Origin of the sequence: Caballeronia hypogeia, assembly GCF_001544875.2 — a bacterium.
Taxonomy (GTDB): domain Bacteria; phylum Pseudomonadota; class Gammaproteobacteria; order Burkholderiales; family Burkholderiaceae; genus Caballeronia; species Caballeronia hypogeia.
This window is the reverse complement of sequence record NZ_FCOA02000002.1, coordinates 438,949-462,265: the sequence shown is the minus strand read 5'-3', so window position 1 is coordinate 462,265 and position 23,317 is coordinate 438,949. Positions and strand designations below refer to the sequence as shown.

Below are 23,317 nucleotides of genomic sequence, written 5' to 3'. Positions count from 1 at the left end.
GCACGCGATGGAATCCGCCGATATCTCCGTGCTGAAACACGCGCTTGACTGGCGCACGGCCGCCCACGCGGTCACGCTCGTGACGGTGGTCAGGACGTGGGGCAGCGCGCCGCGTCCGCCGGGCGCGTTGCTCGCGATTCGCGGCGACGGCGTCGTGGCGGGTTCGGTGTCGGGCGGATGCGTCGAGGACGATCTGATCGATCGCATCCGGCGCGGCGAGCGTGCGATGGCGCCGCGATTGATCCGCTACGGCGTGTCGCGCGAGGAAGCGGCGCGTTTCGGGCTGCCCTGCGGCGGCACGCTGGAACTGGTCGAAGAGCCGTTGACCGATGCGCGCTGGATCGCGCGTCTCTTCGACTGCACGGCGCGCGGCGAACTCGTGCGCCGCGAACTGCGCATGGTCGATGGCGCGGTGTCGCTGCGCGCGGGCGAACGCAACGACGCGCTGCACTTCGACGGCAACACGCTAGCGGTCACGTTCGGTCCGCGCTGGCGTCTGCTCCTGATCGGCGCGGGACAACTGTCGATGTGCGTGGCCGGCATCGCGCGCGCGCTCGATTTCGAGGTGCTCGTGTGCGATCCGCGCGAGGAGTTTCGCGCGCTGCTCGATGCGTCCGTCGCGCGCTGGTTGCCCGGCATGCCCGACGATGTCGTGCTGGACATTGGAGTCGATGCTCATACGGCCATCGTCGCGCTCACGCACGATCCGAAGCTCGACGACATGGCGCTCATGGAAGCGCTGCGCTCCGACGCGTTCTATGTCGGCGCGCTCGGCTCGCGGCGCAACTCGCAAAAGCGCCGCGAGCGCCTTCAGGAATTCGATTTATCGGCGCGGCAGACCGCGCGTCTGCATGGACCGGTGGGCCTGCACATCGGCGGGCAGACGCCTGCGGAGATCGCCGTGTCGATCGTGGCGGAAATCGTGGCGGTGAAGAACGGCATCCCGCTGCTACAGAAGAAGCGTGAGGAACAACACGACGCAACGGCCGAAAGCTCTCTCGATGGAGACACATCATGCTCGTCAGCGACATCCTCAGACACAAGCGCAACCCGCTCTTCACCGTCGAGCCAGGCACGCGTCTGTCCGATTGCGTGATCCTCATGTCCGATCGCGACATCGGCTCGCTGCCGGTGATGAGCGAGGGACAACTCGTCGGCCTGCTGACGTTTCGCGAGGTCATCAACCTGCTCGCGCAGCGTCAGCGTGAATTGCGTCGTGGACCGACGCCGCCTGTCGCCGAGTTGCAGGTGCTTCACGTGATGAATCCGGAGCCTGTCGTTGCGTCGCCAGAGATGGATGTATCGGAGCTGCGCGCGCTGATGGTCACGCATCATCAACGCTATCTGCCGGTGATGGAGAACGGGCGCCTGCACGCGGTCGTGTCGTTTCACGATGTCGCGAAGGCGGTGCACGAAGAGCAGAGCTTCGAGAACCGCATGCTCAAGTCGTATATCGGCGACTGGCCGGTTGAAGAAGCGGTGGCATCGCACACATGAAACGATCGCCCGGCATGCGCACCTATGCAATGGCCGAGCGCGCGAGTCATCTTGACTTCGATATTCGTGACCAGTCGGTGCGGCAGCAGCTCACGCAGCCACACCGGCACGAATACTTCCAGGTGCTCGTGACCTTGCGCGGCGAGGCCACGCACTTGATCGGCGGAAGCGTACGAAAAGTGCGCGCGGGCACCGTGACCTTCGTGCTGCCGTACCGCTCGCATGTATGCGTGATGCCGCCGGGCGCGGAGTATGTCGTGATCAGTTTTTCGCTGCGCTTTCTCAGGCCCGACTCGACGCTCGATCCGCTCGGGCTCGAATACGCGAACGCGAACGCGAGCGCGCTGCCGGAGATCGCGCCGTTTCTCGCGCAGGAAGTGGTGGACTTCATGGTCGGCGAAAGCGACATGCCGTGGCTTCACGCGACGCTCGACGCGATGCTGCGCGAGAACCGCGAACGGCGTGCCTTCTCCGCGATGATGTTGCGCGCTTTCCTGCTGGAGCTGATAGGCGGCGTATGCCGGCGCAACGATCGCGTGCTCGCCGAAGCGCTCGATGCACGGCGTGCGTTGTCGAACAGGCAGGACTGGCTGGTTCGCGTAACACGGCTGATGCAGGAGCGTCTCGGCGGCGATCTCGCGCTGAAGGACGCGGCCGATGCCGCGAATCTCTCGCCCGGACATCTCGCGCACGCACTGAAGCGCGAGACCGGCCGCACGTTCACGGAGCTGCTGACGGAACGGCGCATGGAGCGCGCGCGCGAACTGTTGATGAGCTCGTCGCTCAGGCTCACCGAGATCGCGCACGCCACGGGCTTCACCGACGAGAGCTATTTCGCGCGGCGTTTCAGGCAGCATTTCGGCGTGTCGCCCGGAGCGTTTCGCAGGCAAGGAGAGCAGGAAACTACCGGAAAAGCACAGTTCTGTCCGATAGACTCGCAGCAGCCATCAATAAGCTAGATCCAACGACAGCCGTCCGCGAAGAGACGGTGCGGAGTCCCGGAGAAGCGCGCAGCACGACACGCGTTTCAACCTCATAAGACGAACGCCTCATCAGGAGACAACTCATGGAGCGTAACGCAAGCGATGGTGCGGTTCACGCCCGCGACGCGGAAGGCAAGGGCGCAAGGAAGCGCCCGCATTTCTGCAGCCGGCTGTATGTGCAGGTGATTTTCGCGATTTTCGCCGGTGCGCTCGTCGGCTACCTCTACCCGAAGTTCGGCACCTCTCTTAAGCCGCTCGGCGACGTGTTCGTCAAGGGCATCAAGATGGTGGTCGCGCCGATCATCTTCACGACCGTCGTGTGCGGGATCGCGAAGATGGGCAATCTGAAGCGCGTCGCGAACATCGGCGTGAAGTCGCTGATCTACTTCGAAGTCGTGTCGACGATCGCGCTGCTGCTCGGCTGGTTCGGCGCCGACATGGTGCGCCCCGGCGACGGCATCAACGCGAATCCGGCGAGCTTCGATCCGGCGCTCGTCGCGGGCTATGTGAAGACCGCGCATCAGATGAGCATCACCGACTTCCTCATGTCGATCGTCCCCTCCAGCATGTTCGATGCGTTCGCGAAAGGCGAAATGCTGCCGGTGCTGTTCGTCTCGGTCATGTTCGGCATCGCGCTGTCCGCCATCAACGAGCGCGCACAGCCGGTCATCGACCTGCTCGACAGCTTCTCAAAAGTGTTCTTCGCGATGGTGAAAATCGTCATGTACTTCGCGCCGCTCGCCGCGTTCGGCGCAATGGGCTTCACCGTCGGTGCATACGGCATCGCGTCGCTCGCGAAGTTCAGTCTGCTGCTCGGCACCGTGTTCGTGGTGAGCGTCGCGTTCGTCGTCGTGGTGCTCGGACTGCTGCTCGCCGCATGCGGCCTCAGCCTGCGAAAGGTGCTGCGCTTCTTCCGCGATGAAATCCTCGTCGTATTCGGTTCGACCTCCGCCGAAACCATGATCCCGCGCATCATGGTGAAGCTCGAACGGCTCGGCTGCACGAAGGATGTCGTCGGCCTCGTGATTCCGACGGGCTACTCGTTCAACATGGACGGCACCGCGATCTACATGAGCATCGGCGTGCTGTTCATCGCGCAGGCGTGCAACATCGACCTGTCGCTCACGCAGCAGATGACGATTCTCTTCGTGATGCTGCTGACCTCGAAGGGCGCGGCCGGCGTGACGGGCGGCGGCTTCATCGCGCTTGCGGCGACGCTGCCGGTGATCGGCGTGCTGCCCGTGGGCGGGCTCGCGCTCCTGATCGGCGTAGACCGCTTCATGGCGCAGATTCGCGCGGCCACCAACCTGACCGGAAATGTGATCGGCACGATCGTGATCGCGCGCTGGACCGGCACGCTGGATGTGGAACTCGCACGCCGCGTGCTCAACGGCGACGAGGACGATGGCCGTCCGTCGCGCAGCACGATGCCCGAAGGCGCGCTCGCCTCGGCGCATTCGATGAACGTGCGCTCCGGCGTCAACGCATAAGGGGAGCGGCGAGATGAAACGCACAATCATGCTCGCGTGGGCGAGCCTCGCGGCGACTCCGGCATTCGCGCAAAGCAGCGTCACCTTGTACGGTATCGTCGACGACGGCATCGTCTACGTGAATCATTCGGCGCCGCGCGCGACGGCGCAAGGCCAGAAGGTATTCCAGATGGGCAGCGCGAACGAATCGCGCTGGGGTCTCACCGGGCGCGAGGATCTCGGAGGCGGGCTGCGCGCGATCTTTACCCTGGAGAACGGCTTCAACATCAACAACGGCACGATGGGCTCGGGCGGGCGCCTCTTCGGCCGGCAGGCTTACGTCGGTCTCGACAGCACGCGCTTCGGCCAGCTGACGCTCGGGCGGCAATACGACTTCGGCGTGCTGTATGTCGGGCCAATGGCGTCGTCGAAGCAATGGGCGGGCGGCTATGGCGCGCATGTCGGCGACTCGGACAACTTCTACAATTCGTTCCGTCTCAACAATTCGGTGAAGTACGCCATGCCCGCGTGGCACGGTTTGGAGGCGGGCGCGGGCTACGCGTTCAGTAATCAGGCGAGCGACGGCGCAGGCGGCGGCTTCGCCAACAACCGCGCGTACACGTTCGGTGCTCGCTACGGCGCGGGGCCGTTCGCGGTGGCGGCGTCGTATCTGCAACTGAACCATCCGGTCGCGGGCAACACGGGCGGCAGCAATACGGGCGGCGCGGTCGCGGGCGACTACTCCAACATCCGCAACATCTTCTACGGCAACGTCGCGCGGCAACGCGTGGCGGCGGGCGGAGCGACCTATGCGTTCGGCCCGGCGAGCGCGGGTTTTGTCTATAGCTGGGTGGGCTTCGATTACAACGACAGCACCGCGTCGCATCTGTCCAACTACGAAATCAACGCCAAGTACAACATCACCAGCGCGCTGCTGGTCGGCGCGGCCTTCATCTATACGGATGGCCACATGGGCGGCGGCCAGAGCCGCGGCAGTTTCGCGACGGGCGACGACACCAACTGGAAGCAGGTGAACCTCGGACTCGACTATGCACTGTCGAAACGCACCGAGCTGTACACCATCGCCGTGTGGCAGCGCGCGGGCGGCGATGCGCGGCAGGCGGCGATCTTCAATTCCGGCGGACTCTCCGGATCGTCGAGCCGTGACCAGATCCTCGTCGCGGCGGGACTGCGCGCGAAGTTCTGATGGAGGCAGGCCGGCAGGACGGACGCGGCGCATGAATCGGCATGTTTGCCCGGCATGCGCCGCACCGTCCGGGTACGTCTGGATTGTCAGGCTAACGAAAGTTGCGCTCTCATAGGAAAGTCGCCGACCACTTCCCGAACCAGCGGCGTTCTTGCGCCGCGCTGCGCCGTTTTCAGTGATTCCCATGAACGACGATTCGTTGCAGGACATCAAGACTTACCGAATGGGCGACCGCTCCGACCGGCTCGACTTCGACATACGCGACCAGAGCGTGCGCCCCGCGATCGCCGTCGCGCACCGGCACGAGTTCTTCCAGATGCAGGTGAACACGAGCGTCGGCCATACGCATGTGATCGGCGGACAAAGACGCGAGCATCCGTCGCGCTCGATCATTTTCGTCATGCCGTATCGCGTGCATTGCGCGTATAACCCGCCGGACGCGCGCTATCACATCATCAATTTCGCGCCGCAATTTCTGCGGCCGGGACTCGACCTTTCGCCGTTCGAAATGGAGGAGGCGTCGATCTTCGAATATCCGGAGCTGGCGCCGTTTCTCTACGAAGGCCATGTCGACTTCGATTTCGGCGAAGCCGAATTCGCCTATGTGCAAGGCGTGATTCGCCACATGATGACGCTCAACCAGCGGCGCGGTCTCGGCACGCTGGAGCGGCTGCGGGGCATGTTGCTTGAGCTGATCGGCTTCGTGACCGAGACTTATCAGGACGCGCTGCGCGAGATGGCCGAACAGCGCGTCTTCCTGCAGCGCCGCTCGGATACCTTCAAGCGCGTGATGCGGCATATCGAAGGCAATCTGGCCGCTCCGCTGTCGATCTATTCGGTCGCGGAGGCCGCGCACGTCTCGCCGAATTATCTTTCCCAGCTTCTCAAGAAGCACACGGGTCTGGCGTTCGTCGAATGGGTGACGGCGCAACGCATGGAGCGCGCGAAGTATCTGCTCGCACATGGCGAGGACCGCGTCGGCGAGATCGCGAAGAGCGTCGGATTCGCGGACGAGGCCTATTTCACGCGCCGCTTCACGCAGCGCTTCGGGCAGTCGCCCAGCAAGTTCCGGAGGCAGATGCAGGTGCAGACGTCGGCCGAACAAGCCTGAAACGCGAACGCGCGTCTTCATTTTCGGCTCGACACGCGCCTGCGCTTGCTTCATAGTTCGCTATATTCTTGCGTATATTGCGAAACGTGTGGAGCGGGGCAATTCGTATGGGTGATCTAGGGACTGTTTTTGGCCAGGCGGAAGATGTCGCGCGCACGCGCTTGCACGAGAACGTGTGCCGCTTTGTGATGTCGATCGCGCACTCACTGGGCGATGACGAGTCCGACGAGATCATCGCTTCGTGTTCGTTCGACGACGTGCTTATCTCTTTGCACGAACACGCCTGCGCGATCGGATTCGGCGGTATGCGCGAGCTGACGGAAGTGATCGATACGGCGCGCGTCGTCGCAGATGCATTGACGCTGGAGGCGCTGGATCAAGCGCTCGCGCGTCTTCACGCGCGATACGTTCTGGAGGAGGGTGCGCGCACCGTGTGCGCCAGTGCGTATCTCGACTAGCGTTCAATCACCGCGCGCCGCTTCCTTCACAAGCCAGTCGCGAAACGCCTTCACCGGCGGAAAATCCACCTGATGGGGCCGCGTGAAGATGTAATACCCCATGCCTTGCACCGGCTCCGCATTGCACGCAATCTCCAGTTGCCCGCCGCGCAACTCTTCCTCGACGAGAAACGTCGCGACCAGCCCAACGCCGATATCCGCCATCACCGCCTGAAGCAAATGCGACGTCAGTTCGAAAACCGGTCCTGGCCGCATGTCCGATAGCGGCAGGCCATGGCGCACGAACCAGTCGCGCCAGTTGTTCGGACGCGCGGCCACCTGAAGCAGTTGCAGCTTCGTGATATCGCGCACGGTTCCATCGCGCAACGCCTTCGCGACGTTCGGGCTGACGACCGGCACCAGCACCTCATCGATCAATTTTTCCGAGACCGCGCCGGGCCATCGTCCATCGGCGCTATTGCTGATCGCCACATCCATGCCCGCCAGTTCGAGATCGAACTGGCCGATCCGCGAATGGATGTGAATCTGCACGTTCGGATTGCTCGCATAGAAGCGATGAATCCGCGGCAGCAGCCATTTCGATCCGACCGAAGGCAGGATCGAAAGATGAAACGAGCCGCCGCCATGCCGGTAGCTGATCGCCTGCAAGGTCGCGTTGCGAATCTTGCCGAGCGCGATCGCGACTTCGTGCAGATAAGCCGCGCCGACGTCGGTCAACGTGATCTTGCGTCCGCTGCGCAGAAACAGATCGACGCCCAGTTGTTCTTCGAGCGTCTGAACATGGCGGCTCACGGCGCTTTGCGTGAGCGCGAGTTCTTCGGCCGCGCGCGTGAAGCTTTGGTGCCGCGCGGCCGATTCGAATGCCAGAAGCATCGACATCGATGGAGTCAGTCGTCTTGGATTCATACATAAAACTCATGCATAGACGGTGAAAAACCCGTTTTGACGGGCAGTTCGAGAATCATACACTGCATTTTTTGCAGGGAATTCACGATTACCGGAGACGCAATGCCAGCATCGAACCTCATCCGCTTGCGCGGACCGTACGCGCCTGTCCTCACGCCTTTCAAAGCCGATCTTTGCATTGATACTGGACGCTTCGTCGAGCACTGCCGCTGGCTCGAATCGCAGGGCATGGGCCTCGCCATTTTCGGCACCAACTCGGAAGCGGCGTCCGTCTCGCTTGATGAGCGCATCGAGCTGACGGAGGCCCTCGTCGCGGCCGGCGTCGATCCGATGAAGCTGATGCCCGGCGCCGGCCTGTGCGCGATTCCCGAAGCCGTTCGCCTCACGCGTCACGCGCTTTCGATCGGTGCGCCCGGCGTGCTCGTGCTGCCACCGTATTACTTCAAGACGCCTTCTGAAGATGGCCTGTTCGCTTACTACTCGGAGCTCGTCGAGCAAGTCGGCGATGCGCGGCTCGCGCTCTATCTCTACCACTTTCCCCAGATGTCGCAGGTGCCGATCACGGTTGCTTTGATAGAGCGTTTGCTGAAGCGCTATCCGGACACGATCGCCGGGCTGAAGGATTCGTCGGGCGACTGGGACAACACGCGCACGATGATCGAGCGTTTTGCATCGCACGGGCAGGGCTTTTCAGTGTTTCCGTCGAGCGAATCGACCATGACTCGGGCGATTCCGCTTGGCGCGGCGGGCTGCATCAGCGCGACGAACAACGTCAATCCGGCGCGCGTGCGCGCGTTGTTCGATCTGCTCGACGCCAAAGGCGATGCGAGTGAAATCGAATCACTGCAACGCGATGTCGATGCCGTCCGAAGCATCTTCCAGCGCCTGCCGATGATCGCCGCGATGAAGTCGACGCTTGCGCGTGCACGAGACGCGCGTGGCTGGAACATCGTGCGCCCGCCGCTCCAGTCGTTCGACGAAAGCGCCGCGCGCGATCTCGATGCGCAACTCGCGCGCATCGGCTTCGAACTTGCGCCTCAACAGGCGTGATTACCTCATACATTCAATAAAGAGCACTTGAGCATGTCGACTATCGAATCCGTATCCGTTTGCGTTGCACGCGTTCCGCTGAACCAGCCGGTGACGTTCTCCACCCGCACGGTCAAGGCGCGCGAGTATTGTCTCGTGCGCGTGCGCTCGACCGATGGCGTCGAAGGGCTCGGCTATTGCTATGCGGTAAACACGTCGGGGCATCTGCTGGCGGGCGCCGTCGCGGAATTGCTCGCGCCGGCTATCGTCGGACAGGAATCGCTGCGCGTGGAATGGCTGTGGCAGAAGATGTATCAGGAAGCGCTGCTGCAAGGACGCGCCGGTGGCGTGATGCGTGCGCTATCCGCCGTCGACACCGCGTTGTGGGACCTCAACGCGCGCAGCGCCGGCTTGCCGCTTTATCAATACCTCGGCGCGGTCGCCGACGATCGTGTGCCCGCTTACGCGAGCGGCGGCTATTACATGGAAGGCAAGAGCCACGACATGCTCGCGCAAGAGATGGCCGATCACGTGCGCGACGGCTTCAAGGCGGTCAAGATGAAGTCGGGCCTGCTGAGCCCGCGCGAAGAGGAAGCGCGCCTTGCGGCGGTGCGCGAAGCGATCGGTCCGGACGTGCTGCTCACGCTCGACATCAACAACGGCTGGCGCGACCTGCCGCACGCGCTGCAATACGTGACGCGCTTCGAGAAGCACGATCCGTTCTGGATCGAAGAGCCTTTCTCTCCCGACGATATCGACAACCACGCGCGGCTCGCGCAGGCGACGCGCATCACCGTGGCGACCGGCGAGATCGAAGCGGGGCGCTGGCGCTTCAAGGACCTGATGCAGCGCGGCGCGGCCACGCTCTTGCAAACCGATGCGACCGTGTGCGGCGGCATCTCCGAATGGCGGCGCATCGCGGCCACCGCTTCGAGCTTCGGCATTCCGGTTTCGCCGCACGCGTGGCATGACCTTCACGTGCATCTGGTCGCATCGACGCCGAACGCGACGATGGTCGAATGGATGCCCGACGATCACATCGTCAACTTCCGTCATCTGATCGATCGGCAACTGGAAGCGCAGGGCGGCGACATTCTGCTGCCCAAGGCGCCGGGCCTCGCATTTCAGTTCGATGCCGACGCCATCGCGCGATACGGCGTCACGCAGCCGGGACAGTCGCAACCGTGGCAGACGATATCGCGGGCAAAGCGTGGCCTGAGCGACTGAGCCTATACAAGAACACACAGGAGACGACATGCACGGTATCGAACCCATCGAGAAGCGCGTCATACGCAAGGTCACGTGGCGTATCGTGCCCTTCATCATCGCGTGTTATTTCTTCGCTTATCTGGATCGCGTGAACGTAGGGATCGCGGCGCTTCAGATGAACGATGACATAGGCCTGAGCGCGGCGGCGTTCGGCTTCGGCAGCGGCATTTTCTTTCTCGGCTACTTCCTGTTTGAAGTTCCGAGCAATCTGCTGCTGCAACGTTTCGGCGCCAGACGATGGATCGCGCGGATCATGATCACTTGGGGACTCATCGCGGCGGCGATGGTGTTCGTGCAGGGCACGAAGTCGTTCGTCGCGTTGCGCTTCCTGCTCGGCGCGGCCGAAGCGGGGTTCTATCCGGGCGTGATTCTCTACATCACGTATTTCTTTCCGGCGGCGTATCGCGGACGCATCGTCGCGATCTTCACGACCGGCGTGCCGCTATCGCTCTTTCTCGGCTCGCCCGTCTCGACGATGCTGCTCGAAATGCACGGCATGCTGGGCCTCGCCGGCTGGAAGTGGCTGTTCCTGCTCGAAGCAATTCCTTCCGTGCTGCTGGGCATAGCGTGCCTGTGGGTGCTGAGCGATCGTCCCGCCGACGCCGCCTGGCTCGACGATGACGAACGTCGCTGGCTCGAACGGCGTCTCGCCGACGACCGCGCCGCGCAGCCGGAACGGGCGTCGCGCTCCTTGCTCACGCTGCTGATCGATCCGAAGGTGCTCGGCTGCGCGTTCGTCTATGCGGGCATCGCGGCGGCGAGCGTGGGGCTCGCGGTGTGGCAGCCGCAGATCATCAAGTCGCACGGGCTCACGAATCTCGAAGCGGGCCTTTTGAATTCGGTGCCTTACGGCGCTGCCGTGATCGCGATGCTCGTGTGGGGCCGCATGTCGGATCTGAGCCGCAATCGCCTGTTCTATACGCTCGTGCCGCTGGTGCTGGTCAGCATCGCGCTGGCGAGCGTCGGCGCGATCGATGCGCTGTCGGTCATCATCCTCGCGCTCTCCGTCGCGGTGATGTCCACGTATGCGTTCAAAGGTCCGTTCTGGGCGTTCGTCTCCGAGAATTTCGCGCCGGGCGAAGCGGCGGTCGTGCTGGCTCATGTGAACGCCATCGGCGGACTGGGCAGCTTTCTCGGGTCGTGGTCGTTCGGGCTGGTGAAAGGCGCGACGGGCAGCTACGCGCTCGGGCTTCTTCCGATCGTCGCGCTGACGACGCTCGGTGCGCTGATCGTCGCGTGTCTCGCGAGCCGTCCGCGAATCAGCCAGGCGGTCTGATTACGTAGGCTCGTGCGGCTAAGGCATACTCTCGAACTTGACGCGCGTCCGATGCATCAGCACCGGACGCAACCGTTCCCGCGTCAGTTCGAGGACACGAGCTTTGCCAGAGGACAATCCAACCACCGCCGTCAAGCGTCGCGTGCGCCGTGGCAGCGGGCGCGTAACGCTGGCCGATGTCGCCCGCGCGGCGGGCGTGGCGCAGATGACCGCATCGCGCGCGCTCAACTCGCCGGAAACGGTGAATCCCGACATGGTGGAGCGAGTGCGTCAGGCCGTCATCGAAACCGGTTATGTGCCGAATCTGCTCGCGGGCGCGCTCGCATCGGCGCGCAGTCTGCTGGTGGCCGTCATCGTGCCGAGCATTGCATCGACGATTTATCTGGAGTTCGTCCAGTCGCTGCGCGGCGCACTCGCCAGCAAGGGTTATCAGGTGATTCTCGGCGAGAGCGATTACGAGCACCAACTGGAGCCCGCGCTGCTCGATGCGCTGATCGCGCGCCGCCCCGACGCCATCGTCACGGTCGGCGCGGTGCGCTCGAAAGAGGGCCGCAAGCGCCTGCTCGCGTCGGCGATTCCGGTCATCGAAACCTGGGACATGCCCGCGCAGTCGCTCGACATGGTCGTCGGCTTCTCGCAGCCCGCCGTGGGCCGCGCCGCGGCGGAATATCTGCTGGGCGAAGGACGCCGGCATGTCGCGATCATCAGCGCGAACGACGACCGCGCCGCCATGCGGGCGCAAGGCTTTCTCGAAGCCGTCAAGGAACGCGATTCCGCCGCGCGCGTAGAGTCGGTTTCTATCGCGGCGCCGAGTACGCTCGGCGAAGGGCGGCGCGCGCTCGCCGATCTTCTGTCCCGCGCCACGCCGCCGGACGCCGTGTTCTGCACCTCCGACATGGTCGCGCTCGGCGTGCTCACGGAAGCGAAATCGCGCGGCATGAAGGTGCCGCAAGAGCTCGCCGTGATGGGCTACGGCGACATGAACTTCGCCGCCGACACCGACCCGCCGCTGACCACCATCCGCGCGGATGGCAAGGTCATCGGTCTGCAGGCCGCGCGCCTGATTTTCGAACGCGCGTCGAAGGATGTGGCCGAGCGCGTCGTCGACGTCGGCTTCTCGATCGTCCGCCGGGCATCGGCATAAACCCTCCCGTCCTCTAAGCAACACCTCCGGGTTTTCCGCAAAAACATCGCTTGTCATTCTGTTGAGATAGCGCTATCTTACGCATCAGATAGCGCTATCTTGCGCTAAACACCCGGAGACTGGAATGACCCAAATTTCCCGCGTCGAGATTTTCGACTTTGAATACGAGGTCGAAAACCTCGCCGCCGAGTCCGAGCACACGCACAACCACGTCGCCTACAAGAAGGGCGGCCGGATGAAGCTGAAGAAGTACGCCATCGTGATCGAAACGGACGACGGCGCGCGTGGCGAATACGTCGCGATGTGGGGCGGCACGCGCCCGGCGCTCGCACAATCGATCATGCTCGCGCCCGATCTGCTCGGCCGCGATCCGGCCATGCGCGAGGCGCTCTACGACGAATTCAAGCGCAAGCTGCATCACTTCGATCACATGGGTCACGGCCCGGTCGACATCGCGTTGTGGGACCTCGCGGGCAAGCAGCTGAACACCTCGATCGCGAACATGCTCGGCGGCTATCGCAAGCGTCTGAAGGCGTATGCGAGCACGTTTCACGGCGACCGCAACGGCGGCCTGGACAGCCCCGAAGCGTATGGCGAATTCGCCGTGCGATGCCGCGAAATGGGCTATCGCGGCTACAAGATTCACGGCTGGTTCGACGGCAATCCGCGCGAGGAAGCGGCCGCGATTCTGGCAACGCGCAAGGCCGTGGGCAACGAGATGGACCTGATGTACGACGGCGCGTGCGACCTGAAGACCTTCGCCGATGCGCTCTACGTCGGCCGCGCGTGCGACGAAGCCAACTACTTCTGGTTCGAGGATCCGTATCGCGATGCCGGTCTGTCCGCGTTCTCGCACAAGAAGCTGCGCGAGATGCTGAAGACGCCGCTGCTCATCACCGAGCACATTCGCGGCCTCGAGCCGAAGGCGGACTTCATCATCGCGGGCGGCACGGACTTTCTGCGCGTCGATCCGGAATACGACATGGGCATCACGGGCGCGATCAAGACGGCGCGTCTCGCGGAAGCCTTCGGCCTCGACGTGGAAGTGCACGCGGTCGGCCCGGCGCATCGTCACGTGATGGGCGCGATCCGCAACTCGAACTACTACGAGATCGCGCTCGTCGGTCCGGACTGCGCGAACAACATTCCGCAAGTCTATGCGTGCGATTACAGCGACCAGATCGACTGTATCGACCGCGACGGTACGGTGCCGGTGCCGACCGGTCCGGGCCTTGGCGTCACGTATGACTGGGACTACATCAAGCGCCATACGAAGCAGCATCACGTGTTCGAGCTGAACAAGCGTTGATTCGTTGAAAAAGCATGAGAGCTGCACGAGCAGCCATAGCAGAGGCGGCCGCCAGGAAGGCCGCCTCACCGACGAGCGGCTTCGCTGCTCGACACTCAGGAGACATTCGATGTCAACGCAGGCTGTTCTCAGCGCTGTTCGCGCGCGGCACCGCTACGTGCGGTATTACGTGCTCGCGCTCATTCTGCTCGTCACCGCGGTGAACCTGGGCGACCGCGCGAACCTCTCGATCGCCGGCGCGCCGATGGCCAAGGAACTCGGCCTCAGCAGCGTCGTGATGGGTTACGTCTTCTCGGCGTTCGCGTGGGCCTATGTGATCGGGCAATTGCCCGGCGGCTGGCTGCTCGACCGCTTCAACTCGATCAAGGTCTACGGCGCGGCATTGTTCCTCTGGTCGTTCTTCACGTTTCTGCAAGGCTATGTCGGCTTTCTGCCGACGACGCTCGCCATCGGCGCGCTGTTCGTGTGCCGCTTTCTGGTCGGTCTCGTCGAAGCGCCGATCTATCCGGCCAACAACTACATCGTCGCGGCATGGTTTCCGCTGCGCGAGCGCGGACTCGCGACATCCATCTTCAGCTCGGCGCAATACGTCGCCGTGGTGCTGTTCGTGCCGCTGATGGGCATGCTGAGCCACGCGTTGAGCTGGCATTGGGTGTTCTGGTTCATGGGCGGCTTCGGCATGCTGCTCGCGGTGTTCTGGTTCGCGTCGATGCGCGCGCCGGACAAGCATTCGAAAGTCACCGCCGAGGAGCTCGACTATCTGCGCGAAAACGGCGCGATGATCGATATCGAAGCGAACAAGCGCAAGAAGACACACGCGCCCGCCGGTTCGATCAAGGTGCTGCTCAAGAGCCGCATGATGGCGGGCGTGTACCTCGGCCAGTACTGCATCACGTCGCTGCAATACTTCTTTATTACGTGGTTCCCGATCTATCTCGTCAAAGGGCGCGGCATGGATCTGCTGCATGTCGGCTTCGTCGCGACCTTGCCGGCGATCTGCGGTTTCGTCGGCAGCGTGCTCGGCGGCTGGATCTCGGATCGCGTGCTGAAGAGCGGCGGCAGTATCACGGCGGCGCGCAAGATTCCGTTCGTCACCGGCATGTTGCTCGCCACCATGCTCGTCTTCTGCAACTTCACCGATTCGACCGCCGTGATCGTCGCGCTGATGTCGCTCGCATTGTTCGGCAAGGGCCTCGCGCAGATCGGGCTGGCGGTTGTCGTCGATACCGCGCCGCCCGAGATCGTCGGCGTCGCGGGCGGGCTGTTCGGCGTGGCGGGGAATATCGCGGGCATCGTCACGCCGATCGTTATCGGCTATATCCTCGCGATCACGGGCACGTTCACCGGGGCGATGTACTTCGTCGGCGGACATGCGCTGGTCGGCGCGCTGAGCTATCTCTTCATTGTCGGCAAGCTGAAGCGGCTCAAACTGCCGGAGGCGGTCGCGGCATGAAGCATCGAATGATTTTTTCCCGGCCGATGCAGCCCGCCGTCGAGGATCGCGCGAAGCTCATGTTCGATGCGTTCGTTCCGCGACACGCGCTTTCAGTCGATGAACTCGTGAGCCACGCGCACGCGCACGAAGCGCAGGGATTGCTGTTCTCGGGCGCGTTGCGTCTGGATCGGGCGCTGATCGAACGCTTGCCGAAGAGCCTGCGTGTAGCGTCGACGACGAGCGTGGGCTTCGATCATATCGATGTCGATGCAGCCGCTGCAGCGAACATCGTCGTGACGAACGCGCCTGTGGTGACCGAATGCACGGCCGACGCCACCATGATGCACATGCTCGCCGCGTGCCGCCGCGCGCGGGAACACCTTCAGGTGATGCAGGATGGCTGGGGCCGCTCGCTCGGCCTGACCGAGCTGCTCGGACATCGCGTGAGCGGCAGCGTGCTCGGCATCGTCGGCATGGGGCGCATCGGGCAGGCGGTGGCGCAGCGTGCGCGTGCGTTCGGCATGACGATCCTGTATCACAGCCGCCGGCGTCTCGCCCCGGAACTCGAACAGGGTGCGCGTTACTTCGCATCGCTCGACGAGATGCTGCCGCATGCCCAGATTCTTTCGCTACATTTGCCCGCGAGTCCGGGCGCGTCGCCGCTGATCGGTGCGCCACAACTGGCGATGCTGCCGCGCGGTGCGATTGTCGTGAACACGGCGCGCGGCTCGCTGATCGACGAAGACGCGTTGATCGCCGCGTTGCAAAGCGGGCAGATCGCCGCCGCCGGTCTCGACGTGTTCCACAACGAACCGCGCTTCGACGAACGCTTTCTCGAACTGCCGCAAGTGTTCCTCACGCCGCACAGCGGATCGGCCACGGTGCAGACGAGAAACGACCTCGGATACCGAGCGCTCGACAACATCGCCGCTGTGCTCGACGGCCGTCCCGCCATCGACCCGCTCATCCCTCGGAAAGTCGCTTAGACACGAACGCCATGGCAAGCTCGGAAACCGCATGGAAGAACGGTGCGCTGTATTCACACATCGATCTGGTCAGCTTCGGCTCGACCGCGTTGCAGCGCTGCGGCATGCGCGCGAAACACGCCGACCAGGTCGCGGCAAGAATGGTCGATGCCGAACTGCTCGGGCATCGCAGTCACGGCCTCTGGCTGCTCGCGACGTATCTCGAACGTCTGAAGGCAGGCAACATCGCAACCGTTGGCGAGGTGCGCGTGCTGTCCGATACCGACAGCGCGTTCTCCTGGCACGCCAACCGCCTGCCCGGAGCATGGGTGATGCATCGTGCGATCGAAGAGGTCATCGAGCGTGCGGCGTCGCGCGCGGTGGTGGTCGCGACCATCGCGGAGTGCTCGCATATCGGCTGCCTGCAAAGCTATCTGCTGCCGCTGGTCGAGCGCAACCTGTTCGTGACCTTGTCGGCGACGAACGCGGGCATTGCGTCGGTTGCGCCGTTCGGCGGCATCGACCCGGTGTTGACGACGAACCCGATCGCCTACGGCATTCCGACGCGCGGCGAGCCGATCCTGATCGACCAATGCACGTCGCTCGGCAGCAACTCGTTTTTCACGGCGTTCGCGGATCGCGGCGAGTCCTTGCCCGACCAATGGCTGCTCGATGCGAACGGCAATCCCACCGACGATCCGAAAGTGCTCGCGCAGAATCCACCCGGCACCGTGCTGCCGCTCGGCGGACTCGAATTCGGCTACAAGGGCTTCGGCCTGGGGCTCGCCGTGGAAGCGCTGACGCTCGCGTTGCCGGGCTCGGGCCGCCGCACGAACCCCGACAAGTTCGGGCAGGGCGTGTTCCTTCAGGTGCTCAATCCGCGCCTGCTCGGCGGTCTGGACGCCTTTCTCGACGAAACCACGCATCTCGCCGATGCCTGCCACGCAAGCCGCGTGCGTCCGGGTTCGCCGCCCGTGCGCTTGCCCGGCGAACGCGCGCTCGCGTTGCGCCGCAAGCAGACGAGCGAAGGCATTGCGCTCGCCGATGACGTGCTCGCCCGCATGATCGCCTGGGCCGACAAACTCGAACTGACGATGCCGGTTGCGCGCATCGCCTGAACATCATCATTCATCTGACACTGGAGTCACACATGTTGCGCGATTCAAAAGGGGTTTTCATCGTCACGCAGACGCCGTTCGACGAGAGCGGCGCGGTCGATCTGGAAAGCATCGACACGCTCGTCGATTTCTATATCAGGCATGGCGCGCAGGGTTTCACCGTACTCGGCGTAAGCGGCGAATCGGGCAAGCTCAACGCCGATGAAGCGCTGCAAGTGGCGCAGCGTTTCATCAAGCGCGCGGGCGCGTTGCCGTGCGTGGTCGGCGTGAGCAATCCGAGCCTCGCGCAACTGACCGACCTTTCTGCACGCGTGATGGACCTCGGCGCGGCCGGCGTGATGATCGCGCCGCCCACGGGCATCCAGACCGACGAAGAACTGCACGGCTACTTCGCCGAAGTATTCCGACGCAACGAAGGCGTGCCGACGGTGCTTCAGGACTTCCCGTTCGCCTCGAAGGTGGCGATGTCGGTGCCGGCGATGCTGCAGCTCATCGAGACGCACAAGGAAATCGAACTGGTGAAGGAAGAGGATCTTCCCGATCTCAACAAGATTTCGCGTCTGCGCGCGGGCGGCGGACGTCGCGTCGCGATTCTGACGGGCAACAACGCGATGTATCTGCCGCTCGAACTCGGACGCGGCGCGGATGGCCCGATGGCCGGCTTCTCGTATCCCGAGATGCTCTCGGAGGTGTATGCACTGCACGCCGCGGGCAAGGTCGATGAAGCCGATGACGTTTTCGATATCTACCTGCCGCTGCTGCGCTATGAAGCGATGGGTTTCTGGGGCGTGTGCGCGCGCAAGGAAATGATGCGACGTCGCGGCGCGATCCGCTCCGCCACGATGCGCACGCCGGGCCCGAAGCTCTCCGCCGCCGATATTCAGGAGCTGGACCGGCTGTCGGCACGACTCGAAAAGCGGCTCGCCGCCCGACGCGGATAAGAAGCCAACCATAACGAGGAAGGGGAGACATGCAAATGGAGAGCGGAAGCGTGGCCGCCGGAAGCGCGGCTACGCAGCGCACATCGGTCCGATACTGGGTGCTGGCGATGCTCGTCATCGCGAGCGCCGTCAATCTCGGCGACCGTGCGAATCTGTCGATCACCGGTTCGGCGATGTCGGCGGATCTCGGCATCGGTCCGGTCGCGCTGGGCTATGTGTTTTCGGCGTTCGCGTGGGCCTACGTGATCGCGCAGTTGCCTGCGGGCTGGCTGCTGGATCGCTTCGATTCGATCAAGGTCTACGGCATCAGCCTGGTGCTGTGGTCCTTGTGCACGATGGCGCAGGGCTTTCTCGGCTCGCTTTCGACAGCGGCGGCGATCGCCGGACTGTTCGTGTTGCGCTTTCTGCTGGGACTGGTCGAATCGCCGGTGTCGCCCGCGAACAGCTATATCGTCGCGGCGTGGTTTCCGGTGCGTGAACGCGGCCTCGCGACGTCCATCTACAACTCGGCGCAATACATCGCGGTCGTCGTCTTCGTGCCGATGATGGGCTTCCTCACGCATCGCGCGGGCTGGCCGAGCGTCTTCTGGATCATGGGCGCGCTGGGTCTGCTGCTCGCCATCGTGTGGTTTCAGGTGATGCGCCAGCCGCTCGCGCATCCGCGCGCCAATGCTGCGGAGATCGACTATCTGCGCGAAGGCGGCGCGAATATCGCCGCCGACGAAAAGAAGGCCGCGGGCGCGCAGCGCATCGACTTCGGTGCGGTGCGCTTCTTCCTGCGCAGCCGCCTGATGCTCGGTGTGTATCTGAGCCAGTATTGCCTCACTTCGTTGCAGTACTTCTTCATTACGTGGTTCCCGATCTATCTCGTGAAGGGGCGCGGAATGAATATCGTCGAAGTGGGCTTGCTCGCGACTTTGCCGGCGATCGCGGGTTTCATCGGCGGTATTTCGGGCGGCTATCTGTCGGACCGTATGTTGCGTCAAGGCTTCGGTGTGAGCGTCGCGCGCAAGACGCCGTTCGTCGCCGGCATGCTGCTAGCGTCGTGCCTCGTGCTGTGCAACTTCGTCGTTTCGCCTTATACCGTCGTCGCGCTGATGTCGCTCGCGATCTTCGGCAAGGGTCTCGCTGCAGTGAACTGGGCCGTCGTCTCCGATACGTCGCCGCCGCATCTCGTCGGGCTCGCGGGCGGGATGTTCAATCTGTTCGGCAGCATCTCGGGCATCGTCACGCCCATCGTGATCGGCTATGCCCTGCAGGCAACAGGCACGTTCACCGGCGCCATGTACTTCGTCGCGGCGCATGGTCTGGTCGGTGCGATCGCGTATCTCTTCATCACCGGAAAGATTCGTCGTCTCGAAGTGACGCAGTGAAGGCTGCGCGCTTTCTCAGCAAAAATATTCCTCATCAATGCAATAAGGATTACTTAAATGAACAAGAAGCTTGTGCTCGGCGCAGCATGCATGACCCTGTCCGGCCTGACGCATGCGCAGAGCAGCGTGACCTTGTATGGCGTGATCGACGAAGGTCTGACGTTCAACACCAACATGAACGGAAGCCATTCGTATGCGATGCAGAGCGGCGTGTTGTCCGGCAGCCGCTGGGGCCTGAAGGGCGTCGAGGATCTGGGCGGCGGACTGAAGGCGATCTTCACGCTGGAGAACGGCTTCGATCCGAGCAACGGCAAGCTCGGGCAGGGCGGACTCGAATTCGGGCGGCAGGCGTTCGTCGGCCTGTCGAGCCAGTGGGGCACGGTGACGCTCGGACGTCAATACGATCTGAACGTCGATTTTGTCGGGCCGCTCGAAGCGGCTTCACAGTGGGCGGGCAATATCGGCGCGCATCCGGCCGATCTGGATAACCTGAACAACGCGTATCGCACCAACAACGCGATCAAGTTCAAGAGCATCTCGTACGGCGGTTTCTCGTTCGGCGGCATGTATAGCCTCGGCGGCGTGGCGGGCGACGCGACACGCAATCAGATCTGGTCGCTGGGCGCGGGATATGCGCGCGGTCCGCTGACAGTGGGCGTGGGCTATATCAACGCGCGCAATCCGAACGTGAGCTTCTTCGGCAATTCGACCTCGGGCACGCCTTCGGCCGCCGTCGCGAATTCGGTGTATCCCGTGTTCAGCGGTTATCTGTCGGCGCACACGTATCAGACGATCAGCGCGGGCGCGGCGTATAACATCGGCGCGCTGACGATCGGCGGCATCTATTCGAACATCGCGTTCAAGGGACTCGGCGATACGACGAGCGGCCCGAATCCCTCCGGCTATAGCGGCAATGCGACATTCAACAGCGCTGAACTGAACCTGAAGTATCAGCTGACGCCCGCACTGCTGATCGGCGCGGCGTATAGCTACACTGACGGCGGCAGTGTCTCGACTGCGACCGGTCGAAACGAAGGCGCGACTTATCATCAGGGCGAGATCGGCGTCGACTATTTTCTGTCGAAGCGTACTGACGTATATGCCATCGGCGTTTATCAGAAGGCGTCGGGCACGGATTCGCGCAATCGCGAGGCGGTAGCGTCGATCAATAACCAGAGCTCGCCGTCCAGCAACGATCATCAGGCGTTGATTCGCGTAGGCTTGCGCCACAAGTTTTAAAGCGGGATGGCAAGGACCTGAACACGCGCGCTCACGGCCTCGGCAAGAAGGCATGAGCGCGCGTTCATGCGACTGCGCCTTGAGCGCGTCGAGAACACTGATTGCTGGAGGAGATGAGGATGCAGCAGGGGAGCGAAGTGGAGGCAATTGAAAAACGCGTGATCAGAAAGGCGACGCTTCGTATTGTCCCTTTTCTGATTGCTTGTTATTTTTTTGCGTACCTGGATCGGGTGAATGTCGGGATTGCGTCGTTTCAGATGAACGACGATCTCGGACTCACTGCACAGGCGTTCGGCTTTGGCAGCGGAATATTTTTTCTCGGCTATTTTCTGTTCGAGGTTCCGAGCAATCTCCTGTTAGAACGTTTCGGAGCAAGACGCTGGATTGCGCGAATCATGATTACGTGGGGCGTACTGGCCGCCGCATCGATATTCGTGACGGGGCCGACATCGTTCGTCATCTTGCGCTTCTTGCTCGGCGCGGCGGAAGCGGGCTTTTATCCCGGCGTGATTCTCTACATCACTTACTTTTTTCCCGCTGCTTACCGGGGACGCGTGGTCGCGATCTTCACGACCGGCGTGCCCTTGTCGCTATTCCTGGGTTCCCCGGTTTCAACATTGCTGCTGGAAATGCACGGCTTTCTCGGCATGGCGGGATGGCGCTGGATGTTCCTGCTCGAAGCCATTCCTTCGGTGTTGCTGGGCATCGCGTGTCTTTGGGTATTGAGCGATCGTCCCGCGAAGGCGTCTTGGCTCGATGCGGATGAACTCAAATGGCTCGAACGCCGCCTCGCCGATGATCGCGCGACGCAACCCGATACGCCCTCGCGCTCGCTGCTGAAACTGCTGACGGACCCGAAAGTCCTCGCGTGTTCGTTCATCTACGCGAGCATTTCCGCCGCCGCCGTGGGTCTCGCCGTATGGCAGCCTCAGATCATCAAGTCGCACGGCCTGACCAATCTCGAAGCCGGCATGCTGAACGCCGTGCCTTACGGCGCGGCCGTCATCGCGATGCTCGTCTGGGGAAAGCGCTCCGATATCAGCGGCAACCGGCGCTTCTATACGCTCGCGCCGATGCTGCTCGTCAGCATTGCACTCGCGAGCGTGGGCGCGACGAGCAGCCTCGCGGTGACCATCGGATTGCTGTGCATCGCGCTCATGTCGATCTATTCGTTCAAGGGACCGTTCTGGGCGTTCGTGTACGAAAACTTCACACCGGGTGAAGCCGCCATCGTCCTCGCGCAAGTCAATGCGGTCGGCGGCCTCGGCAGCTTTCTCGGCTCGTGGCTCTTCGGCGTGGTGAAAGGAGCGACGGGAAGCTATGCGCTCGGTCTCATGCCGATCGTCGCGTTGACGGTCATCGGGTCATTGATGGTCTGCATGCTGGGCGGCGCATGGCGGCAGCAGCGGACCGCCGATGCCGCGAAATGATGGCGGAACACGTCTGAGCGTCAGGTCCTGAATATCTCTTCGAGATCGTTCAGCCCCGCAGCTCCCCCGGTCCCTTGCCGGTCCAACGCTTCAGCGCACGTCTGAAATTGGCCGTGTCGCTGAAGCCGAGCAGCATCGCGACGTCATCGGTGCTCATCTTCGTCGTCTTCAGATATTCGAGCGCGAGCGAGCGCCGCACGTCATCGACGATCGCGAGAAACGACGTGTCCTCCGCCTCCAGACGCCGACGCAAGGTGCGGGTCGTCATGTGCATCGATTCCGCGACCGTCTCCATGCCCGGAAAGACTCCGGGCGTGCTCATCAGGATCTGATACACCTCGCCCGATACGCCGCTGGAAATCTTCGCCTGCCCGATCAGACGGTCGCAGGTTTCCTGAAGCAGCGTGGCCGTGAGCTGGTGCGCGAGCTGCGGCTTGCGATCGAGTATCTCGCTGTCGTAAATGAGCTCGCACTGCTCCTGATCGAAATGGCACGGACAGCCGAGGTATTCCGGATAGATGTCCGCGTGCGCGGGCGCCGGATACGAGAAGCGCGCCATCATCGGCGGACACGCGCCGCCCGCGACATCCTGAAGGTGCGTGACATGCTGCGTGTACTGCTGCTCGATGACGAACTCGCGCAACTCGCGCGACGGACTCGTCACGAAGGCATCGGGGAAAGTCCAGACCATTCTGTCGGGATATTCGGTCCATTCGATCGCGACCATCGGCGTCGCGAGCCGGTGATACTTGACGCCCAGCTTGAAATAGTCACGCAGCGAAAGGCATGACATCAGCGCATAGCCGTACATGCCGTAAGCGGACAGATGCAGCTTCCCGCCGACCTTGAAGGGCGTCGCCGGATCGCACGACAACGACACCGCGTTCCTGCACACCGTCGCATATTGACCGATGGAGGTGAGCACGGACGCGTCCTGCAACGCATCGGCGCTGACGTCGGTTCCGCGCAAGCTCTCCTCCGGCGCAATGCCTTGTTCCGCCAGCACCTCCACCAGCGCGGCGATCTTGTAGGGCGCGTACATGCGCTCGTTGAGCGGTGGCCGGTTCGCCGTCATGCTTGTCCTCGCAGCATATTCACTATGTCCTCGCAGGACTTGCGCGTGTCCGAAAATGACCTTTCGGTCCGAATGCTATCCCA

21 protein-coding genes are annotated in these 23,317 nt (G+C 63.1%); 19 read left to right on the top strand and 2 right to left on the bottom strand.

Annotated features, from left to right (window positions below):
- The first annotated feature begins 7 nt into the window (after positions 1 to 7).
- From AWB79_RS05370 to AWB79_RS05340, 7 genes are all read left to right on the top strand, one after another.
- Positions 8 to 1,096, top strand: a complete 1,089-nt coding sequence (locus AWB79_RS05370; protein ID WP_061166330.1) for an XdhC family protein — start codon at positions 8 to 10, stop codon at positions 1,094 to 1,096.
- The gene (locus AWB79_RS05365) at positions 1,015 to 1,497 is read left to right on the top strand and encodes a CBS domain-containing protein (protein ID WP_061166329.1); all 483 of its coding nucleotides are present in this window, start codon (positions 1,015 to 1,017) and stop codon (positions 1,495 to 1,497) included. Before AWB79_RS05370 ends, AWB79_RS05365 begins: the two co-directional genes overlap by 82 nt.
- A complete protein-coding gene (locus AWB79_RS05360) occupies positions 1,494 to 2,456 on the top strand; it encodes an AraC family transcriptional regulator (protein ID WP_082862276.1) in 963 nt (320 codons plus the stop codon). The genes AWB79_RS05365 and AWB79_RS05360 overlap by 4 nt, the downstream gene beginning before the upstream one ends.
- A gap of 107 nt (positions 2,457 to 2,563) precedes the next feature.
- Positions 2,564 to 3,970, top strand: a complete 1,407-nt coding sequence (dctA, locus tag AWB79_RS05355; RefSeq protein ID WP_063963443.1) for a C4-dicarboxylate transporter DctA — start codon at positions 2,564 to 2,566, stop codon at positions 3,968 to 3,970.
- A 13-nt stretch (positions 3,971 to 3,983) separates the two neighbouring features.
- Positions 3,984 to 5,156 carry a porin gene (locus AWB79_RS05350; RefSeq protein WP_061166328.1) on the top strand — a complete coding sequence of 391 codons (1,173 nt, stop codon included), beginning with the start codon at positions 3,984 to 3,986 and terminating at the stop codon, positions 5,154 to 5,156.
- A gap of 184 nt (positions 5,157 to 5,340) precedes the next feature.
- The gene (locus AWB79_RS05345; protein ID WP_061166327.1) at positions 5,341 to 6,267 is read left to right on the top strand and encodes a helix-turn-helix transcriptional regulator; all 927 of its coding nucleotides are present in this window, start codon (positions 5,341 to 5,343) and stop codon (positions 6,265 to 6,267) included.
- 86 nt (positions 6,268 to 6,353) lie between these two features.
- Positions 6,354 to 6,725 carry a hypothetical protein gene (locus tag AWB79_RS05340; protein WP_157695692.1) on the top strand — a complete coding sequence of 124 codons (372 nt, stop codon included), beginning with the start codon at positions 6,354 to 6,356 and terminating at the stop codon, positions 6,723 to 6,725.
- A gap of 3 nt (positions 6,726 to 6,728) precedes the next feature.
- On the opposite strand, the gene AWB79_RS05335 is transcribed toward AWB79_RS05340, so the two are convergent.
- Positions 6,729 to 7,631, bottom strand: a complete 903-nt coding sequence (locus tag AWB79_RS05335) for a LysR substrate-binding domain-containing protein (protein WP_061166325.1) — start codon at positions 7,629 to 7,631, stop codon at positions 6,729 to 6,731.
- A gap of 102 nt (positions 7,632 to 7,733) precedes the next feature.
- Here AWB79_RS05335 and AWB79_RS05330 point away from each other — a divergent pair, with 102 nt between their 5' ends.
- The 12 genes from AWB79_RS05330 (at position 7,734) to AWB79_RS05275 (ending at position 22,159) form a co-directional block, all read left to right on the top strand.
- Entirely contained in the window at positions 7,734 to 8,681 is a 948-nt protein-coding gene (locus AWB79_RS05330) for a dihydrodipicolinate synthase family protein (protein WP_061166324.1), read from the top strand.
- Positions 8,682 to 8,714: 33 nt separating this feature from the next.
- On the top strand, positions 8,715 to 9,887 hold the full coding sequence (locus tag AWB79_RS05325) for a mandelate racemase/muconate lactonizing enzyme family protein (RefSeq protein WP_061166323.1): 1,173 nt from the start codon (positions 8,715 to 8,717) through the stop codon (positions 9,885 to 9,887).
- Between the two features lie 28 nt (positions 9,888 to 9,915).
- A complete protein-coding gene (locus tag AWB79_RS05320) occupies positions 9,916 to 11,205 on the top strand; it encodes an MFS transporter (protein WP_061166322.1) in 1,290 nt (429 codons plus the stop codon).
- Between the two features lie 103 nt (positions 11,206 to 11,308).
- Entirely contained in the window at positions 11,309 to 12,349 is a 1,041-nt protein-coding gene (locus AWB79_RS05315; protein WP_082862275.1) for a LacI family DNA-binding transcriptional regulator, read from the top strand.
- 124 nt (positions 12,350 to 12,473) lie between these two features.
- The gene (locus tag AWB79_RS05310) at positions 12,474 to 13,658 is read left to right on the top strand and encodes an enolase C-terminal domain-like protein (RefSeq protein WP_061166321.1); all 1,185 of its coding nucleotides are present in this window, start codon (positions 12,474 to 12,476) and stop codon (positions 13,656 to 13,658) included.
- Positions 13,659 to 13,767: 109 nt separating this feature from the next.
- Complete coding sequence (locus tag AWB79_RS05305) at positions 13,768 to 15,111, top strand: MFS transporter (RefSeq protein ID WP_061166320.1); 1,344 nt, start codon at positions 13,768 to 13,770, stop codon at positions 15,109 to 15,111.
- Entirely contained in the window at positions 15,108 to 16,079 is a 972-nt protein-coding gene (locus tag AWB79_RS05300; protein WP_061166319.1) for a 2-hydroxyacid dehydrogenase, read from the top strand. Before AWB79_RS05305 ends, AWB79_RS05300 begins: the two co-directional genes overlap by 4 nt.
- 11 nt (positions 16,080 to 16,090) lie before the next feature.
- Positions 16,091 to 17,176, top strand: coding sequence for an Ldh family oxidoreductase (locus tag AWB79_RS05295; protein WP_061166318.1), 1,086 nt, complete (start codon positions 16,091 to 16,093; stop codon positions 17,174 to 17,176).
- A gap of 32 nt (positions 17,177 to 17,208) precedes the next feature.
- Positions 17,209 to 18,117, top strand: coding sequence for a dihydrodipicolinate synthase family protein (locus AWB79_RS05290; protein WP_061166317.1), 909 nt, complete (start codon positions 17,209 to 17,211; stop codon positions 18,115 to 18,117).
- A 35-nt stretch (positions 18,118 to 18,152) separates the two neighbouring features.
- The gene (locus AWB79_RS05285) at positions 18,153 to 19,490 is read left to right on the top strand and encodes an MFS transporter (RefSeq protein WP_061166316.1); all 1,338 of its coding nucleotides are present in this window, start codon (positions 18,153 to 18,155) and stop codon (positions 19,488 to 19,490) included.
- Positions 19,491 to 19,547: 57 nt separating this feature from the next.
- Positions 19,548 to 20,729 carry a porin gene (locus tag AWB79_RS05280; RefSeq protein WP_061166315.1) on the top strand — a complete coding sequence of 394 codons (1,182 nt, stop codon included), beginning with the start codon at positions 19,548 to 19,550 and terminating at the stop codon, positions 20,727 to 20,729.
- A gap of 113 nt (positions 20,730 to 20,842) precedes the next feature.
- A complete protein-coding gene (locus AWB79_RS05275; RefSeq protein ID WP_063963448.1) occupies positions 20,843 to 22,159 on the top strand; it encodes an MFS transporter in 1,317 nt (438 codons plus the stop codon).
- 49 nt (positions 22,160 to 22,208) lie between these two features.
- Here the strand turns inward: AWB79_RS05275 and AWB79_RS05270 are convergent, their stop codons facing one another.
- Positions 22,209 to 23,234, bottom strand: coding sequence for an AraC family transcriptional regulator (locus AWB79_RS05270; RefSeq protein WP_061166313.1), 1,026 nt, complete (start codon positions 23,232 to 23,234; stop codon positions 22,209 to 22,211).
- Positions 23,235 to 23,317 lie beyond the last annotated feature (83 nt).

What these genes read in the sequence shown, in the direction of transcription:
- AWB79_RS05370 (WP_061166330.1), top strand. Translation starts at nt 8, where the DNA reads ATGGAATCCGCCGATATCTCCGTGCTGAAACACGCGCTTGACTGGCGC.
- AWB79_RS05365 (WP_061166329.1), top strand. Translation starts at nt 1,015, where the DNA reads ATGCTCGTCAGCGACATCCTCAGACACAAGCGCAACCCGCTCTTCACC.
- AWB79_RS05360 (WP_082862276.1), top strand. Translation starts at nt 1,494, where the DNA reads ATGAAACGATCGCCCGGCATGCGCACCTATGCAATGGCCGAGCGCGCG.
- dctA (WP_063963443.1), top strand. Translation starts at nt 2,564, where the DNA reads ATGGAGCGTAACGCAAGCGATGGTGCGGTTCACGCCCGCGACGCGGAA.
- AWB79_RS05350 (WP_061166328.1), top strand. Translation starts at nt 3,984, where the DNA reads ATGAAACGCACAATCATGCTCGCGTGGGCGAGCCTCGCGGCGACTCCG.
- AWB79_RS05345 (WP_061166327.1), top strand. Translation starts at nt 5,341, where the DNA reads ATGAACGACGATTCGTTGCAGGACATCAAGACTTACCGAATGGGCGAC.
- AWB79_RS05335 (WP_061166325.1), bottom strand. Translation starts at nt 7,631, where the DNA reads ATGAATCCAAGACGACTGACTCCATCGATGTCGATGCTTCTGGCATTC.
- AWB79_RS05330 (WP_061166324.1), top strand. Translation starts at nt 7,734, where the DNA reads ATGCCAGCATCGAACCTCATCCGCTTGCGCGGACCGTACGCGCCTGTC.
- AWB79_RS05325 (WP_061166323.1), top strand. Translation starts at nt 8,715, where the DNA reads ATGTCGACTATCGAATCCGTATCCGTTTGCGTTGCACGCGTTCCGCTG.
- AWB79_RS05320 (WP_061166322.1), top strand. Translation starts at nt 9,916, where the DNA reads ATGCACGGTATCGAACCCATCGAGAAGCGCGTCATACGCAAGGTCACG.
- AWB79_RS05310 (WP_061166321.1), top strand. Translation starts at nt 12,474, where the DNA reads ATGACCCAAATTTCCCGCGTCGAGATTTTCGACTTTGAATACGAGGTC.
- AWB79_RS05305 (WP_061166320.1), top strand. Translation starts at nt 13,768, where the DNA reads ATGTCAACGCAGGCTGTTCTCAGCGCTGTTCGCGCGCGGCACCGCTAC.
- AWB79_RS05300 (WP_061166319.1), top strand. Translation starts at nt 15,108, where the DNA reads ATGAAGCATCGAATGATTTTTTCCCGGCCGATGCAGCCCGCCGTCGAG.
- AWB79_RS05295 (WP_061166318.1), top strand. Translation starts at nt 16,091, where the DNA reads ATGGCAAGCTCGGAAACCGCATGGAAGAACGGTGCGCTGTATTCACAC.
- AWB79_RS05290 (WP_061166317.1), top strand. Translation starts at nt 17,209, where the DNA reads ATGTTGCGCGATTCAAAAGGGGTTTTCATCGTCACGCAGACGCCGTTC.
- AWB79_RS05285 (WP_061166316.1), top strand. Translation starts at nt 18,153, where the DNA reads ATGGAGAGCGGAAGCGTGGCCGCCGGAAGCGCGGCTACGCAGCGCACA.
- AWB79_RS05280 (WP_061166315.1), top strand. Translation starts at nt 19,548, where the DNA reads ATGAACAAGAAGCTTGTGCTCGGCGCAGCATGCATGACCCTGTCCGGC.
- AWB79_RS05275 (WP_063963448.1), top strand. Translation starts at nt 20,843, where the DNA reads ATGAGGATGCAGCAGGGGAGCGAAGTGGAGGCAATTGAAAAACGCGTG.
- AWB79_RS05270 (WP_061166313.1), bottom strand. Translation starts at nt 23,234, where the DNA reads ATGACGGCGAACCGGCCACCGCTCAACGAGCGCATGTACGCGCCCTAC.